Annotated in this window: 14 protein-coding genes; 9 read left to right on the top strand and 5 right to left on the bottom strand. The window is 58.7% G+C overall.

The genetic code is table 11. The annotated features are described in order from the left end of the window. Positions 1 to 88: 88 nt before the first annotated feature. The 3 genes from I6G83_RS20180 to I6G83_RS20170 all read right to left on the bottom strand — a co-directional run bounded on the left by I6G83_RS20180 (position 89) and on the right by I6G83_RS20170 (position 2,802). The gene (locus tag I6G83_RS20180) at positions 89 to 1,732 is read right to left on the bottom strand and encodes an ABC1 kinase family protein (protein WP_054304810.1); all 1,644 of its coding nucleotides are present in this window, start codon (positions 1,730 to 1,732) and stop codon (positions 89 to 91) included. A 34-nt stretch (positions 1,733 to 1,766) separates the two neighbouring features. Then, positions 1,767 to 2,414, bottom strand: coding sequence for a glutaredoxin 2 (gene grxB, locus I6G83_RS20175; RefSeq protein ID WP_054304809.1), 648 nt, complete (start codon positions 2,412 to 2,414; stop codon positions 1,767 to 1,769). A gap of 133 nt (positions 2,415 to 2,547) precedes the next feature. After that, positions 2,548 to 2,802 (bottom strand): hypothetical protein, encoded by a 255-nt coding sequence (locus I6G83_RS20170; protein WP_054304808.1) that lies wholly within the window; start codon positions 2,800 to 2,802, stop codon positions 2,548 to 2,550. Between the two features lie 329 nt (positions 2,803 to 3,131). Here I6G83_RS20170 and rimJ point away from each other — a divergent pair, with 329 nt between their 5' ends. The 4 genes from rimJ to murJ all read left to right on the top strand — a co-directional run bounded on the left by rimJ (position 3,132) and on the right by murJ (position 6,948). Beyond that, positions 3,132 to 3,716, top strand: coding sequence for a ribosomal protein S5-alanine N-acetyltransferase (gene rimJ / locus I6G83_RS20165; RefSeq protein ID WP_054304817.1), 585 nt, complete (start codon positions 3,132 to 3,134; stop codon positions 3,714 to 3,716). 9 nt (positions 3,717 to 3,725) lie between these two features. Then, complete coding sequence (locus I6G83_RS20160; protein ID WP_054304807.1) at positions 3,726 to 4,373, top strand: DUF480 domain-containing protein; 648 nt, start codon at positions 3,726 to 3,728, stop codon at positions 4,371 to 4,373. Further along, on the top strand, positions 4,366 to 5,301 hold the full coding sequence (locus tag I6G83_RS20155; RefSeq protein ID WP_054304806.1) for a Gfo/Idh/MocA family protein: 936 nt from the start codon (positions 4,366 to 4,368) through the stop codon (positions 5,299 to 5,301). Before I6G83_RS20160 ends, I6G83_RS20155 begins: the two co-directional genes overlap by 8 nt. A gap of 111 nt (positions 5,302 to 5,412) precedes the next feature. Beyond that, positions 5,413 to 6,948: a murein biosynthesis integral membrane protein MurJ gene (gene murJ / locus I6G83_RS20150; protein ID WP_054304805.1), complete on the top strand. Its 1,536-nt coding sequence runs from the start codon at positions 5,413 to 5,415 to the stop codon at positions 6,946 to 6,948. Positions 6,949 to 7,018: 70 nt separating this feature from the next. Here the strand turns inward: murJ and argS are convergent, their stop codons facing one another. Continuing rightward, complete coding sequence (argS, locus tag I6G83_RS20145) at positions 7,019 to 8,749, bottom strand: arginine--tRNA ligase (RefSeq protein ID WP_054304804.1); 1,731 nt, start codon at positions 8,747 to 8,749, stop codon at positions 7,019 to 7,021. Between the two features lie 887 nt (positions 8,750 to 9,636). Between argS and I6G83_RS20140 the strand changes: the two genes are divergently transcribed. Continuing rightward, on the top strand, positions 9,637 to 10,200 hold the full coding sequence (locus I6G83_RS20140; RefSeq protein ID WP_054304803.1) for a VOC family protein: 564 nt from the start codon (positions 9,637 to 9,639) through the stop codon (positions 10,198 to 10,200). Here I6G83_RS20140 and I6G83_RS20135 read toward each other — a convergent pair. Next, positions 10,197 to 11,345, bottom strand: coding sequence for a MalY/PatB family protein (locus I6G83_RS20135; RefSeq protein WP_054304802.1), 1,149 nt, complete (start codon positions 11,343 to 11,345; stop codon positions 10,197 to 10,199). The genes I6G83_RS20140 and I6G83_RS20135 overlap by 4 nt on opposite strands. 101 nt (positions 11,346 to 11,446) lie before the next feature. Between I6G83_RS20135 and cutC the strand changes: the two genes are divergently transcribed. From cutC to I6G83_RS20115, 4 genes are all read left to right on the top strand, one after another. Then, positions 11,447 to 12,205 (top strand): copper homeostasis protein CutC, encoded by a 759-nt coding sequence (gene cutC, locus I6G83_RS20130; RefSeq protein ID WP_054304801.1) that lies wholly within the window; start codon positions 11,447 to 11,449, stop codon positions 12,203 to 12,205. 217 nt (positions 12,206 to 12,422) lie between these two features. Then, complete coding sequence (locus I6G83_RS20125) at positions 12,423 to 13,646, top strand: SDR family oxidoreductase (RefSeq protein WP_232238928.1); 1,224 nt, start codon at positions 12,423 to 12,425, stop codon at positions 13,644 to 13,646. Positions 13,647 to 13,696: 50 nt separating this feature from the next. Beyond that, positions 13,697 to 15,214: a class I adenylate-forming enzyme family protein gene (locus I6G83_RS20120; RefSeq protein ID WP_054304799.1), complete on the top strand. Its 1,518-nt coding sequence runs from the start codon at positions 13,697 to 13,699 to the stop codon at positions 15,212 to 15,214. Next, the gene (locus tag I6G83_RS20115) at positions 15,204 to 15,818 is read left to right on the top strand and encodes an HAD-IB family hydrolase (RefSeq protein WP_054304798.1); all 615 of its coding nucleotides are present in this window, start codon (positions 15,204 to 15,206) and stop codon (positions 15,816 to 15,818) included. The genes I6G83_RS20120 and I6G83_RS20115 overlap by 11 nt, the downstream gene beginning before the upstream one ends. Position 15,819 lies beyond the last annotated feature (1 nt).

The following is a 15,819-nucleotide window of genomic DNA, read 5'->3' as shown; positions in this document are numbered from 1 at the left end:
CCGTAACCCAAGCGATAAACCCTGCGCGCGTTGATAGTGCGCGGGAATCGCCGGGACGCCTATCGGATAACGCCGAATCTCCCGCGGCTCAACGCCGCAGCCGCAGCGCCAGCAGGACGATGCCGCCAAGGCAGGCCAAACCGCCGAGCAGCGGAAACAGCGGCACGCCCCACAGCCGCGGCGAGGCCTGCATCAGGTAGGGCGCCAGGCCCAACGCAAAGGCGGCGGTGACAATGGCGATGGCCAGCGTCAATGCCGACCGTTCCAGCGCCTTGCTCAGTTGGGCGAGGTTGCTAACGTTGATGTCGGCGTTAAGCTGGCCGCGCGTCAGGCGCCGCAGCAGCAGTCGCAGGCTTTGCGGCAGTTCGTCGCCGGCATCCAGCGCGTCGGCGCCCAGCGTCAGCATGCGCTGACGCAGCGCCTCCGGCGCGTAACGCCGCAGCATCAGCTGTTGCAGCATTGGCTTTAAGGTGCGGATGATATCGAAGTTCGGATCCAGCCGATGCAGCACGCCATCGGCGGTGATCAGCGCTTTAAACAGCAGTGCCAGATCGGGCGGCAATGCCAGCCGGTGTTCGCGGGACATGGTCAATAGGTCGGTCAGCGCCTTGCCGAGCGTTAAGGTACCGAACCCCTGTTTATCCAGGAAATTTTGCGCTGCCAGTTCCAGATCCTGTACGTCGGGGTTATGGCTGTCGGACCAGACGAGCAGCGTGCTGACGATGCCTTCGCTTTGCCGTTCGGCAATCGCCTGCAGCACGCGCAGCAGCTGATTGCGCCGCGTTGCCGACAGTTGTCCAACCATGCCGAAGTCAATAAAGCCGACGCGGTTGCCCTCCAGCGCCATTACGTTGCCGGGGTGCGGGTCGGCGTGATACAGCCGGTGTTCCAGCACCATGCGCATAAACGCCTGCGCGCCGCGCTGCGCCAGCAGCGGGCCGTCAAAACCGGCCTCCGCCAGCTGCTGCGGGTTTTCCGGCGCGATGCCGGGTAAAAATTCCTGCACCAGCAGCCGCTTGCTCGACCACTGCCAGTAAATCTGCGGGATTTTCACCTCCGGCTGCTCGCTAAAGCGCCGGGCGACCTGTTCACAGTTGTGGCCTTCGTGGGTCAGATCCAGCTCGTGATTCAGCGCGGTGGCCAGCGCCTGCACCATCTGCACCGGGCGGTAGCGCGCCAGCGCCGGGCTTTGCTGCTCCACCGTTTCGGCCAGATAGCGCAGCAGGCGCACATCGGCCTGAATGGTTTTTTCCAGCCCGGGGCGCAGCACTTTGACGATTACCGCTTCGCCGCTGTGCAGCCGGGCGCGGTAAATTTGCGCCATGGAGGCCGCCGCCAGCGGTTGGCTGTCGAACTGTGCGAAGATCTGCTGCGGGTCGCCGCCGAGATCGGCATGCACCTGGGGGGCCAGCGTCTCCCAAGGCAGCGTGGCCGCCTGACTGTGCAGCTTGTCCAGCTCGCGGGTCCAGCCGGCGTCGAGCAGGTCGGAGCGGGTTGCCAGTATCTGGCCGAATTTGACAAAGGTCGGCCCCAGCGCCTCCAGTGCCGCGCGCAGACGCTCGGGCAGTGAGAGCGCGCCGTCGTCCGCCTGCTGAGCGCCTTTGCCGCCGGCCAGCAGCGGGCTTAATCCCAGCAGGCGCACCACATCCTGCAGGCCGTAGCGGATCAGCACCGTAGAAATCTCGGCCAGCCGCGCTCGATCGCGCGCGGTGACGAACACCATTTTCAACATCTGTGCGCTCCTCCTTTGACCGCAGCAGCGGCGCTTACTGTTCCATATCCAGCAGCAGCGGGATATCGCTGCGTTCGGCCATGCGGTTACGGTAGGCTTCAACCGGTTCCGGCAGCGTGACGCCGGCAACGATGGACAGCGAGCGCAGCAGTGGGAACAGGTGAATATCATCTTCCGACAGCGTGCCGTTGACCGCCTCCGGCGAGACGATCAGCGCCGCCAGCGCCGGCAGATCCTGTTCCAGCCGGGCGATAAGGTCGGCGCTGTTGGCCAGATGGCGGGAGAAGTCGCCGATTGCCGCCTGCTTCTTATTAATAAAGTACTGGCGGGCGTTGTCGGTGGCGAACTCTTCAAAGTCGGCCTGGGCGAAGCGCGGCAGCAGCAGCTGCGATGTATATTCCGCCGTCTGCGCCAGCCATTGGCTAAGGACCGGGTTGCTGGGGCCGGTCAGCAGCGGCTTACCGTCCAGCCGATCGATATAGTGCACGATGTCCATGCTCTCCGGCAGATAGCTGCCGTCGTCTTTTTGCAGAATCGGCGCCATCTTTTTACCGATCATGGTGGTCGGCGTGATTTCATCGTCGTTCAGCAGGGTGACCAGACGCACCGGTTTACCCTGCAGGCCGAAAATCATGCGCGCCTTAACGCAGAATGGGCAGTGATCGTAGATAAACAGTTTCATACTCGCTCCCGTTGTCAGGTGATTGCCGCAATAATTAGCACAGCTTACCGATGCTGTCGCACGCTATTCTTGCGGGAAGGTGCCTAATCCGGCACAGTCCACCGTACCACGGCAGATTGTGACCGGGGAGCGATTATTCCTCTTTGGCGGGAAGGGCATTGAACACGTCAATCAGATGCTGGCGCGCCTGTTCCAGGTCGACCTTATCGCGTTCTGTAGCGGCGTTAACCTGTTGCAGCTGTTCAATCACCTCGTGTTTCAGCGCGCTGTTATCCGCCAGAATGCGCGCCACGGCGGTTTCCATCAGCGTGGAGCGGGCATAGATCATGCGCAGGTTCAAAACCATATGTTCCAACAGCTGGGGCAGGTGATTATTTTCTTCGGACATGCTGACGACTCCTGAGGTGAATGTACTACCAGAATAGCAGCTGGTGTAAATATTGCTGATTTTCTGGTGACTTAGCGCGTTTTTACGCCTGATGGACAACACGATGACCGGCTGCCGCTGAAAGAAGAACGACGCAATAACGGGAGCATGCCGACAAAAGTGCGGGAAAAAAAGCTGACCGCTTATTTACTGAGCGTCTGGGGTTTTACCTGTGAGGCCGGCTACGGTTATATTCAATAACGGGGAAATTCGGCGTATGCCGTTTGATGCATAGGGCGCAGTCCCGGCACTCTCTTTTTATCGAACCGTTCCGAATTGCGGGGGAAATGATGTTCGGCTATCGCTCTGCATCACCAAAGGTACGTCTTACCACCGATCGTCTGGTCGTCCGTTTAGTGCATGAACGTGACGCCTACCGTCTGGCGGATTATTACGCGGAAAATCGCGCGTTTCTCAAGCCCTGGGAGCCGGTGCGCGACGAGAGTTACTGTTATCCTTCCGGCTGGCAGGCGCGGCTCGGCATGATCATGGACATGCAGAAACAGGGCAACGCCTACTACTTTATACTGCTGGATCCGGATGAGCATGAGGTGCGCGGCGTCGCCAACTTCAGCAATGTGCTGCGCGGCTCCTTCCACGCCTGCTTCCTGGGCTACTCCCTCGGTGAGAAGTGGCAGGGGCAGGGATTGATGTATGAAGCGCTGCAGTCGGCGAATCGCTATATGATGCGTCAGCAGCGCATGCACCGCATTATGGCAAACTATATGCCGCATAATCAGCGCAGCGGCGCGCTGTTGGCGCGTTTGGGCTTTGAGCGCGAAGGCTACGCCAAGGACTATCTGCTGATCGACGGTAAGTGGCAGGACCACGTGCTGACTGCGTTAACCAACAAAGAATGGCTGCCGCCACGGTGAAAAACGAGCATGAAATATCAATTAAGCGCGCAAGAAGCGCGGGTAATCGGCTGCCTGTTGGAAAAACAGGTGACGACGCCGGAGCAGTATCCGCTGTCGCTGAACGCCATCACGCTGGCCTGTAATCAGAAAACCAACCGTGAACCGGTGATGACGCTGAGCGAAAGCGAGGTTCAGGATGTGCTGGACGAACTGGTGAAAAAACACTTTCTGCGTACGCAAAGCGGCTTTGGCAACCGGGTGGTGAAATATGAACAGCGTTTCTGCAATTCCGAGTTCGGCCAGCTGAAACTGAGCGACGCGGAGCTGGCGCTGGTTGCCACCTTATTGCTGCGCGGCGCCCAGACGCCGGGCGAACTGCGCACGCGCGCCGCACGGCTGCATGATTTTAACGACGTCGCCGAGGTGGAGCAGCAGCTGCAGCAGTTGGCCGAGCGGGAAGACGGGCCGTTTGTCCGGCGTCTGGCGCGTGAACCCGGCAAGCGTGAAAGCCGCTTTGTGCATCTGTTCGGTGCCGAACAGGCCGCGCCGGAGGGCGTTGATGAGCCGCAAGAGCAGGAGGCGTCATTAAGCCGGCGCGTCAACGCATTGGAACAGCAGGTGGCGGCGTTGACGCAGCAACTGCAACAGCTGATGGCGGAGCGACAGCATGACTAAATTACGTATCGGCGTGGTTGGCCTGGGCGGCATTGCGCAGAAAGCGTATCTGCCGATCCTCAGCCACGCCGCCGACTGGCAGCTGGTGGGTGGTTTTTCGCCGAACCGGCAAAAGGCGCAGCCGCTGTGCGACAGTTACCGGATGGCCTGTTTCTCGCGGCTGGATGAGCTGGCGCAGCAGTGCGATGCGGTTTTCGTACACAGTAGCACCGCCAGCCACTTTAGCGTGGTGAAAAGCCTGCTGGAGCAGGGCGTGCATGTCTACGTCGATAAACCGCTGGCGGAGACGCTGGAGCAGGGGGAGCAACTGCTGGAGCTGGCGCAGGCGCGCGGCAGGGCGCTGATGGTGGGCTTCAACCGCCGCTTTGCGCCGCTGTACGGGCAGCTGCAGCAGCAGATGCGCCAGCCGGCGTCGCTCCGCATGGAGAAGCACCGCGCCGACAGCGTGGGGCCGAACCTGCTGCGCTTTACCCTGCTGGATGACTATCTGCACGTGGTAGATACCGCGCTGTGGCTGGCCGGCGGCGACGGCCGGCTGCTGGGCGGCCGGCTGAGCGCCAATGACGCCGGTGAAATGCTGTATGCCGAGCACCATTTCCGCTGCGGCGAGACGCTGGTGACCACCAGCATGCACCGCCAGGCGGGCAGCCAGCGGGAAAGCGTGCAGGCGGTGACCCGCGGCGCGCTGTATCAGCTGGACGATATGCGCCGCTGGCGGCGTGAAGACCGCGACGGCGTGCTGGAGCAGCCGGCGCCGGGCTGGCAGACCACGCTGGCCCAGCGCGGTTTTGAGGGGGCGGTGCGCCACTTTATTCAATCGGTGGCGAATCAGACGCCGCCGCAGACCGGCGGCGAACAGGCGATTTACGCCCAGCGGATGATTGAACAGATACTGCGCGACGCGGATTTGCCAGGTAACCCCATGTAACATATGGCGTTGGCTATTCTGCCGCGGATGCGTAAACTGAAGCCGTTTCTTGACTGACGCCTGCTGCTGCAGGCGTTGATATTTACACGTAGTACTCACCAGAAAAACCACATGAACCTACTAAAATCACTGGCGGCCGTCAGCTCGATGACGATGTTCTCCCGGGTGCTGGGCTTTGCGCGTGACGCTATCGTCGCCCGCGTTTTTGGCGCCGGCATGGCGACGGATGCCTTCTTCGTGGCGTTTAAACTGCCGAACCTGCTGCGCCGTATCTTTGCCGAAGGCGCGTTCTCACAGGCCTTTGTGCCGATCCTCGCCGAATATAAAAGCCAGCAGGGTGAAGAGGCGACGCGCACCTTTATCGCCTATGTCTCCGGCCTGCTGACGCTGGTGCTGGCGTTGGTGACGGTGGCCGGGATGCTGGCGGCGCCCTGGGTGATCTATATCACCGCGCCGGGCTTTACCGACACGCCGGACAAATTCGCGTTAACCTCGTCGCTGCTGCGCATTACGTTCCCTTATATTTTGCTGATCTCGCTGGCCTCGCTGGTGGGGGCGATTCTCAATACCTGGAACCGTTTCTCAATACCGGCGTTTGCGCCGACGCTGCTCAACGTCAGCATGATCGGTTTTGCCCTGTTCGCCGCGCCTTACTTCAATCCGCCGGTGCTGGCCTTGGCCTGGGCGGTGGTGGCCGGCGGCGTGTTGCAGCTGGGTTACCAGTTGCCGCACCTGCGCAAGATCGGCATGCTGGTGCTGCCGCGCATCAAGTGGCGTGATGCCGGCGTATGGCGGGTGATGCGTCAGATGGGGCCGGCGATCCTCGGGGTGTCGGTCAGCCAGATTTCACTGATTATCAACACCATCTTCGCCTCGTTTCTGGTTTCCGGCTCGGTGTCCTGGATGTACTACGCCGACCGCCTGATGGAGTTCCCTTCCGGGGTGCTGGGCGTGGCGCTGGGCACCATTCTGCTGCCGTCGCTGGCGAAGAGCTTCGCCAGCGGCAACCATGATGAATATTCCCGTCTGATGGACTGGGGGCTGCGCCTGTGCTTCCTGCTGGCGCTGCCGAGCGCGATTGCGCTGGGTATTTTGGCCAAGCCGCTGACCGTATCGCTGTTCCAGTACGGCAAGTTCAGCGCCTTTGATGCGGCGATGACGCAGCGCGCGCTGGTGGCTTACTCCGTTGGCCTGATGGGGCTGATCGTGGTGAAGGTGCTGGCGCCGGGCTTCTACTCGCGTCAGGACATCAAAACGCCGGTGAAAATCGCCATTGTCACGCTGATTATGACGCAGGTGATGAACCTGGCGTTTATCGGCCCGCTGAAGCACGCCGGGCTGTCGCTGTCTATCGGTCTGGCGGCCTGTCTGAACGCCTCGCTGCTGTACTGGCAGCTGCGCAAGCAGGATATTTTCCGTCCGCAGCCGGGCTGGGCGCTGTTCCTCACCAAGCTGGTGGCGGCGGTGCTGGTGATGTCGGCGGTGCTGGTCGGCATGCTGTGGCTGATGCCGGCCTGGGACAACGGCAATATGCTGGAGCGTCTGCTGCGTCTGGCGGCGGTGGTGGCGGCCGGCGTGGTGGCCTACTTCGGCGTGCTGGGCGTGCTGGGCTTCCGGCCGCGGGACTTTGCCCGCCGCGTTGCCTGACAGCGCCGCGTGCCAGAACAATAAAAAAGGGTCGCCTCTGGCGACCCTTTTGCTATGCGAGAACCGGCGATTACATCCGCTCGACGGTTTCGATCCCCAGCGTATCCAGACCGGTTTTCAGCGTCTTGGCGGTCAGCAGCGCCAGCTTCAGGCGGCTCTGACGCGCTTCTTCGCTGTCGGCGTTGAGGATTTGGCAGTGTTCATAGAAACCGGAGAACAGGCCGGCCAGGTCGTACAGGTAGCTGCACATCACGTGCGGGGTGCCTTCGCGCGCCACGACGGTGATGGTCTCTTCAAACTGCAGCAGACGGGTCGCCAGCGCAATCTCACGCTCTTCGGTCATCACCAGCGGCAGCGTCAGGTCGCTTTCGTCGATGCCGGCGCGTTTGAATACTGAAGCCACGCGGGTATAGGCGTATTGCATATAAGGCGCGGTGTTGCCTTCGAAGGACAGCATGTTGTCCCAGTCGAAGATATAGTCGGTGGTGCGGCTTTTCGACAGGTCGGCGTACTTGATCGCGCCGATACCGACGGCGTTGACCACGTTTTGCAGTTCATCGGCCGGCATATCCGGGTTTTTCTCGGCGATCAGCTTGCCGGCGCGCTCAATGGCTTCATCCAGCAGGTCAGACAGCTTGATGGTGCCGCCGGAACGGGTTTTGAACGGCTTGCCGTCCTTGCCCAGCATCATGCCGAACATATGGTGTTCAAGGGAGACCGACTCCGGCACGTAACCGGCTTTGCGCACGATGGTCCAGGCCTGCATCAGGTGCTGGTGCTGGCGGGAGTCGATGTAGTACAGCACGCGGTCGGCGCCCAGGGTTTCGTAGCGGTATTTGGCGCAGGCGATATCGGTGGTGGTGTACAGGTAGCCGCCGTCCTTTTTCTGGATGATGACGCCCATCGGATCGCCGTCTTTGTTTTTGTATTCGTCCAGGAATACCACGGTGGCGCCTTCGCTTTCCACCGCCAGCCCCTTGGCCTTAAGGTCGGCCACGATGCCCGGCAGCATGGCGTTGTACAGGCTTTCACCCATTACGTCGTCTTCGGTCAGCGTGACGTTGAGGCGTTGATAGGTCTTCTGGTTCTGCGCCATGGTGATATCCACCAGCTTGCGCCACATTTTCAGGCAGTAGTCATCGCCGCCCTGCAGCTTGACCACGTAAGCGCGCGCACGCTCAGCGAACTCGGCGTCTTCGTCGTAGTGGCGCTTGGCTTCACGATAAAATTGCTCCAGATCCGACAGCTCCATTTCGTCGGCGTGCTCGTTCTGCACTTTTTCCAGATAGGCGATCAGCATACCGAACTGCGTGCCCCAGTCGCCGACGTGGTTGGCGCGGATCACCTTATGGCCGAGGAAGCTCTGAGTACGGGCGGCAGCGTCGCCGATAATGGTGGAGCGCACGTGGCCGACGTGCATCTCTTTCGCCACGTTAGGGGCGGAGTAGTCGATAACGATGGTCTGCGGCGCTACCGGCGCAATGCCCAGTTTCGGCGCGCGCAGCACGGCGTCGGCCTGCTGGGCGACCCAGGCGGCGTCAAGGAAGATATTGATGAAACCCGGGCCGGCGATTTCGACCTTGCTGGCGATGCCGTCCAGTTGCAGCAGGGCAACCACTTTTTCTGCCAGCTGTCGTGGCGGCATGCCAAGCTTTTTGGCAACGGACATGACGCCGTTGGCCTGATAATCACCAAATTGCGCTTTAGCAGATTGGCGGACCTGTGCTTCGCAATCGGCAGGTGCGCCTGCGGCAATCAGCGCCTGGCTGACTTTATCTGAGAGAAGTGCCTGAATATTCACCGGGATACCTTAAATGACAGATGCAAAGACGCCTGTTGCGCCTTTACGGATTCAACGGTGGCTCTGGGGGGACGTTACGTCCGCAGCCAACCACAAAACAGCCTGTAATTGTAACCGATTGATGGCCTCGCGTCAGCAGTTGCGGCGGGGATGGAGGATAAAGTCTGAGAGGGAAGAGGCGCGACAAAAGGAGAACGTCACCCACTGCTTGCACAAGTGGGTGGCCGGATTCACAGGTGTTGTTATCGGGGTGATAAAAAGAGTACGGGAAAGTTTCCGTTACTTCTTGCGACGACGTCCATCGAACGCACTGCCACGGCGCGTTTTGAAATGGCGCAAAATTGCATAAACGGCAATAACGATGAGTACTACAGATATCGTTAAAAGAAACATAATCATTTTCTCAGCTATAACATGGTTTCAAGCTAACTTAATTACTATGCTGAATCAATTAATGATGGGCGATTTAAGATAAGTCTCAGGATTGCTGACTAAAAAATATCTTTTTAAACAGTGATGTGCGTTAGGTTTGTGTGCAAATAATAAGCAGTGGTGTTGCATTGGAATACTTTATGTAAATGCTATTGTAGAACAGGCTTTAAACGGGGAGAAGTTATTTTTATTATTTTAATTTGCATGCAAATTGTGAATATTGTGACCCTGTGGAATTATACTAATTTTCTTATGGGAAAAATCCTAAAAAATATATGAGGCACGAATGGTTAATGGATGGGGAAATAATTCATCCGGCGTGTTTTCTCTTGCCGGTCGCTGCCGTATTGCGCATTGGCGGCGGCGTGATGATTTCCGCGCCGGCAGATGTAGCTCTCGGCGCCCAGGCGCGGTAAATTACGCCCCTAAAAACAGCCTTAGCGGACAATAATGTTATGAACCCTTTATCGACCATTGCCGAGTTGCAGGACCTGGCGCTGGATTTACCCCGTTTTGAACAAACACTGACGCAGTTCGCCCAAACGCTGCAGCTTGATTTATCACAGTTTGCGGCTGACCATATTTCGGTACGCTGCCATCAAAACGCGACGGCGGAACGCTGGCTCAGCGGCTTTAAGCAGTGCGCCGAGGTGATGTCCGACGCGGTCATCAACGGACGGCCGATTTATCTGTTTGACCTGCATCAGCCGTTACAGCTGGGGCCGTGGCGGATTGACTGCATTGAACTGCCGTTTCCCGGCGACAAGCGTTACCCGCATGAAGGGTGGGAGCATGTTGAACTGGTGATCGCCGGCGATCCGCAAACGCTGTATGCGCGCGCACTGGCGCTGCTGCCGGACGCCGCGCTGCTGACGCCGGGCATCAAGCTGAAGCAAAGCGCGCCGCAGGGGGAAGGCGAACGCCTGCCGAACCCGACGCTGGCGATTACCGACGGCAGCGTCACCATCAAATTTCATCCGTACGCCATTCGCGATATCGTCGCCAGCGAACGCGGCTAAGCGGACAGGGCGCGCACCGCGCGCTCGATCCTCTCCAGTGCGCGTATCAGCAGCGCGCGCTGGCAGCCGAAATTCAGGCGTACGAAGCGGCGGTCGCCGAAGTCCAGTCCGGGGCTCAGGCCGACGCCGGCCTGCTCAAAGAAGGCATGCGGGTTATCGACCGGCAGCCCGCTGCAGTCAATCCATGCCAGATAGGTGGCTTCAATCGGCGCCAGACGCAGGCCCGGCAGGGCATTGATGCGCGTCATCACCAGATCGCGGTTGGCGCGCAGGTAATCAAGCTGCCGATCGAGCCACGGCTGTCCATCCTGATAGGCGGCCTGCGCGGCGACCAGCGCCAGCACGTCGACCTCCGGCACCAGGCCGCGACGCGTACGGCACAGCGTGCGTCGCAGCTGCTCATTGGGGACGATCGCCATTGACGCGCCAAGCCCGGCGATATTGAAGGTTTTTGACGGCGACATCAGCGTGATGCTGCGCTGGGCGGCGTCTTCGTTCAGGGCGGCGAAGGGAATATGCTGCAGGCCGGGTTCCAGCAGCAGATCGCAGTGGATCTCGTCGGAACAGACAATCCAATCATGCTGCCGGGCAAACTGCTGCAGCGCCAGCAGCTCATCACGGCGGTACACCGTGCCGCCCGGGTTGTGCGGATTGCACAGCAGCAGCAGTTTCTCCTGGCCCTGCAGTTGTGCGGCGAGCGCCGGCAGGTCGGGCAGCCAGCGTTGGTTCTGCAAACGCATCGGTATCGACAGCTGGCTGCGTTCGGCAAACTGTGCGGCCTTACGAAACGGCGGATAGATGGGCGACGGCGCAATGGTGCCCTGGTCCTCGCGGGTAAATGCGCGTACGCACAGATTCAGGCCGCAGACCAGCCCGGGCAGAAATACCAGCCATTCAGGGCGGATGCGCCACTGGTAACGTTCCGCCATGCGTTGCACAAACAGCGCAATGAGCGCCGGGGAAGGACGCCCGTAACCGAATACGCCGTGATCGACACGCCGATGCAACGCCTCGATCACCGCCGGCGGCGACTGGAAATCGGTATCGGCCACCCACAGCGGAATAATATCGCGATCGTGATATTTCTCCCATTTCACGCTGTCACTGTGACTGCGGTCTATCCATTGATCAAAATTGAATGCCATAGTTACTCCCTGAATGGTTTTTCGCTGATACTTGCAGCCTACGCGACAAGTAGGCGGATTAACAAGGCGGGTAGTAAGTTGGCCGTCATCTGGAGGTGACCATGATTAAACTGGAAGTTTGTTGCTATAGCGTCGATTGCGCGCTGACGGCTGAACGCGCAGGAGCGGATCGGATCGAGTTGTGCTCCAGCCAAAGCGAAGGGGGCCTGACCCCCAGTTACGGTTCATTAACGCTGGCGCGGGAGAGGCTGGCGATTCCGGTGCATCCCATCGTCCGGCCGCGCGCCGGAGATTTCTGCTACAGCGCCGTTGATTTCAGCGTGATGAAAAACGACGTGGCGCAGATGCGCGATCTGGGGTTCCCCGGCGTGGTGATCGGCATGCTGGACGAAGAGGGACATATCGATCTGCCGCGCATGCGTGAGGTGATGGCGCTGTGCGGCGATATGGCGGTGACCTTCCACCGGGCGTTTGATATGTGCCAAAACCCGATGCAGGCGCTGCAGCAGCTGACCGATTTGGGCGTGGCGCGTATTTTGACCTCCGGACAGCAGCAGAATGCCGAGCTGGGGTTGCCGCTGCTGCGAGATTTGCTGCAGGCCAGCCAGGGGCCGGTGATTATGGCCGGCGCCGGCGTGCGCTTAAGTAATCTGCATAAGTTTGTCGATATCGGCATTCGGGAGCTGCACAGCTCTTCCGGGCATACGGTACCGTCCACCATGCGCTACCGCAAAGCCGGCGTCACTATGTGCGCCGACAACGAGTTTGACGAGTTCAGCCACTATTGCGTTGACGGTGAAATGGTCGAGGCGATGAAAGGCGCCCTGGAGTTGGTCGATCCGCTGGCGCAGAGCGCGTAGTCCCATCGCAGGGCAAACTCGTAAGTATGTATGTCGCCCGGCCTTTGCCGGGTTTGTTATTTTTGCCGCCGGGCAAACAGCATGCTGAGTTTTTGCTGCCGCGCGCCTGCGGCGCGTCTCACCGGAAGGGCATGATCTCGCAGCGTCTAGCTCATTGTTTGTACAGCACTTAGACGCGAACCGTGGAAAGAGCGATCGCGCCTATGGCGTTCCTCCCATGCCGACGTACATCGCATTCCCGTCTTGTGTTGGTTACCTCTTTTTGGTGAATTATTTTGTAAGATCTTTCCCGCCAACCCACCTCGAATACCACTTGGTTTTCAGATTCCCATCGGTTATATTTAGCGGAAATTCCAGATACCTCCCGGTATTCGACTGGGCGTTATTTATTTTCTCTATCGAAAAACATGGCAAGGACAGTTTGATGAATCATGCATTTGTTACCGGTGCAACGGGATTGCTTGGCAATAATCTGGTGCGTGCGCTGCTCGCGAAAAACATTAAGGTAACCGCATTGGTGCGCAGTGCGGAAAAAGCAAAAAAACAGTTTACTGATTTACCCGTTACCTATGTGGAAGGGGATCTGTGCCGGCCGGAAAGTTATCAGAGCGCATTACAAGGGTGTGATGGCCTTTTCCATACCGCCGCTTATTTTCGCGATAGTTTTAAAGGCGGCAAGCATTGGCAGGAATTGTATGACACCAATGTGAAAGGCACGGCGGATTTACTGCAGGCGGCCTGGGATGCCGGTATTCGTCGTATGGTGCATACCTCATCAATCGCCGTACTGTGCGGTGAACAGAATCAGCTGATTGATGAAAGCATGTCGCGTAATAGTAAAGATAAAGATGATTATTATCGCAGCAAAATTTTAAGTGAAGAAGTAGTCCGCGACTTTCTGAAAGAACACCCGGATATGTTTGCCTGCTTTGTTCTCCCTGGCTGGATGTTTGGTCCCGGAGATATTGGGCCGACTTCGTCAGGGCAATTTATTATGGATTATATCGGTAACAAAATCCCGGGCGTATTGCCGGCCAGCTTCAGCGTTGTGGATGCACGCGACGTGGCCGAGCATGAAATCCTGGCTATGGAGCGCGGTCGCCGTGGCGAGCGTTATCTGGCGGCCGGGCGGCATATGACCATGGGGGGATTGATGGGCGAACTGGCACAGGTCAGCCGCGTCCCGGCGCCGACCAAGGCCGTTCCGCTGTTGATGCTGCGCGTGTTGGCGCAGGGGTATGAGATTTACCACCGTTTGACGAAAAAACCGGTGTTATTAAGCAAATCGAGCGTGGACCTGATGTCACGTGAATATCTGCGTACGAACTTTAGTCATGATAAAAGTCGACGAGAGTTAGGCTGTAAATTCCGGCCGCTGAATGAAACGTTGAGTGACGTATTGCAATGGTACCAGCAACATAATTTCCTACCTGCTAAATAATCAACGTTAGTTTTTGCTGGCTTACTTGAAATAATATCTAGGGATACGTGATGAACACTACAACTGATAGTGAAGGTTTTCTCCATCGTTTTTTGGAAATTACCAGGGAGTTTCCGGAAACGCCTGCAATTAACGACATTGATAATAACGTTACGCTCAGTTACCAGGAGCTTAAACATATTGCTGAAAAGCGAAAGCGGACTTTTAGTCTGTTAGGGGTTAAACCCGGTGATAACGTTGCGTTAATTCTGCCAAATGGCGTTGAGTTTATTGCCAGTTACCTCGCACTGGTCAGCCTGGAGGCACTCCCCATTATTATCAACAGTAAACTGACGTCATGGGAAATAAGTCAGCTGTTCGATAAGTGTCATCCTGATTTCATTATTACCTTCTCGGAATTTTATCAAAAACACGCTGCGCTGCTGACGCCGCCATCACCAACGTGGCAGATATTATTAAGCGATAAGACGCCGTCTTGCGCACCCCGCGAAGATGTACACCATTTGACGCAGCAGCCCGACGGTGATGCGGCGGCGCTGACGGCGCCGCACGGCAACCCGGTCGTGGCGCTGCAGTTTACCTGGCGTGGCTATGCGCGGCCTTTCCCCGTGGCTCACCGCTACCTGGAAATGACGCGCTCTACCGACGGACTGCACGAGCATTTCCATCCGCAGGGCGTTGGCAGCGTACATTTGGTCACGCTGCCGCTGTACGCCATTTTTGGTTTGTCGGTGATGCTGATTTTCCCCCTCAGCGTCGGGGCAACGCTGTTGGTGACCAACAGCCTGCTTAACCGCGATCTGGCTGAGGTGCTGGCGCAGCATCAGGTGACATTCGCCTGCCTGGTGCCCGACGTTATCCGTTATTTCAACGGCCGCCTGGCCAAGCGAAAATCGGCCCCGGCGGGTCTGCACCCGCAGCTGATGATTTATTCCGGCGGCGGACATTTACCGGCCGGGGAGGCGGAAAGGCTCAGCCAACTGTTGGGCTGCGGGCCGGTGCTGCAGGGGTATGGCTTGACCGAAAGCTTACCGATCGTGGTGCAAAACACCCGTGGCGAACAGCATCGCGGAGCCATGGGGCAGGCGATTCGCGCTGCGGAAATTCGTGTGCTCGGCCCCGGCGGGCAAGAGGTGCCGGCGGGACGCATCGGCGAACTGGTGGTGCGCGGCCCGATGATTGCCGAAGGATATTACCAGGATGAGGAAGCCACCGCGCTGTTCTTCAAGGATGGCTGGCTGCACACCGGCGATCTGGTGTGGCGTGATGCGCAGGGGCACCTGTTCTTTGTCTGCCAGCGGCTGCGCATTTCTAAAATCCGGGCGCAGATGATCGATCTGGCCGAGATAGAGCGGGTGGCCGTACGTCATCCGCAGGTGAAACGGGCGCGGGCCTGGGTTACGCGCGATAAACATGAGGCCAACGTGTTGTGCCTCAGCGTCGAGGTGTCCGATGCGCAGCTGGTCCAGCAGGAGCTGTTGACGTTTATGGGCAACTATCTTTCGGGGTTCAAGCTGCCGCGGAAAATCGACATGCTGCCTGCCCAGGGGGTGGAGCATGCCGCATGAGGAAACATCCCGTCGCGTGCTGGCCGTGTTCGATTTCGACGGCACTCTGACCCATCGCCATACGTTCTGGCGCTATATCCGTTTTATTCACGGTTCAGCCGCTTTCTGGGGCGGGATGGCGCTGATGCTGCCGCGCATCGTCGCGGTGTTGCTGAAAATCACGCCGTTGATGCAGGCGCGCCGCGCCTTTATTCACCACTTTTTTGCCGGGCTGAGCGTTCCCCGGGAAAGCGCACTGGCGCGCCGCTATGTGCATGAAAAACTGCCGGGCTATCTGCGGCCGCAGGCGTTAAGACGGCTGCGCTGGCACCAGCAGCAGGGGCATGTCACCGCCCTGGTCAGCAATTCGCCGGAAAACTACCTGCTGCAGTGGGGGCGCTCGCTCAATATCGACATTATCTGCGGCACCCGGCTCGGCAGCGACGGGCAGACATTGAGCGGTGAGGTGGACGGCGAGGATTGCGTCGGCAGTGAAAAGGTGCGCCGGCTGCGTGAAAAGATGACCGATCTGGATAACTACCAGATTTACGCCTACGGCGACTCTTCCGGGGATGCTGAATTATTGGCCATCGCCGATGCGCCTTTCTACAGGAATTGGTACTAAA

This window comes from Serratia rubidaea, assembly GCF_016026735.1.
Taxonomy (GTDB): Bacteria; Pseudomonadota; Gammaproteobacteria; order Enterobacterales; family Enterobacteriaceae; genus Serratia_B; species Serratia_B rubidaea.
Note: the sequence above shows the minus strand (reverse complement) of the source record. Positions and strands in the feature narration are given on the sequence as shown.

What these genes read in the sequence shown, in the direction of transcription:
- I6G83_RS20120 (WP_054304799.1), top strand. Translation starts at nt 13,697, where the DNA reads ATGAACACTACAACTGATAGTGAAGGTTTTCTCCATCGTTTTTTGGAA.
- I6G83_RS20115 (WP_054304798.1), top strand. Translation starts at nt 15,204, where the DNA reads ATGCCGCATGAGGAAACATCCCGTCGCGTGCTGGCCGTGTTCGATTTC.
- grxB (WP_054304809.1), bottom strand. Translation starts at nt 2,414, where the DNA reads ATGAAACTGTTTATCTACGATCACTGCCCATTCTGCGTTAAGGCGCGC.
- murJ (WP_054304805.1), top strand. Translation starts at nt 5,413, where the DNA reads ATGAACCTACTAAAATCACTGGCGGCCGTCAGCTCGATGACGATGTTC.
- I6G83_RS20155 (WP_054304806.1), top strand. Translation starts at nt 4,366, where the DNA reads ATGACTAAATTACGTATCGGCGTGGTTGGCCTGGGCGGCATTGCGCAG.
- I6G83_RS20125 (WP_232238928.1), top strand. Translation starts at nt 12,423, where the DNA reads ATGCCGACGTACATCGCATTCCCGTCTTGTGTTGGTTACCTCTTTTTG.
- cutC (WP_054304801.1), top strand. Translation starts at nt 11,447, where the DNA reads ATGATTAAACTGGAAGTTTGTTGCTATAGCGTCGATTGCGCGCTGACG.
- rimJ (WP_054304817.1), top strand. Translation starts at nt 3,132, where the DNA reads ATGTTCGGCTATCGCTCTGCATCACCAAAGGTACGTCTTACCACCGAT.
- I6G83_RS20160 (WP_054304807.1), top strand. Translation starts at nt 3,726, where the DNA reads ATGAAATATCAATTAAGCGCGCAAGAAGCGCGGGTAATCGGCTGCCTG.
- I6G83_RS20180 (WP_054304810.1), bottom strand. Translation starts at nt 1,732, where the DNA reads ATGTTGAAAATGGTGTTCGTCACCGCGCGCGATCGAGCGCGGCTGGCC.
- I6G83_RS20140 (WP_054304803.1), top strand. Translation starts at nt 9,637, where the DNA reads ATGAACCCTTTATCGACCATTGCCGAGTTGCAGGACCTGGCGCTGGAT.
- I6G83_RS20135 (WP_054304802.1), bottom strand. Translation starts at nt 11,345, where the DNA reads ATGGCATTCAATTTTGATCAATGGATAGACCGCAGTCACAGTGACAGC.
- I6G83_RS20170 (WP_054304808.1), bottom strand. Translation starts at nt 2,802, where the DNA reads ATGTCCGAAGAAAATAATCACCTGCCCCAGCTGTTGGAACATATGGTT.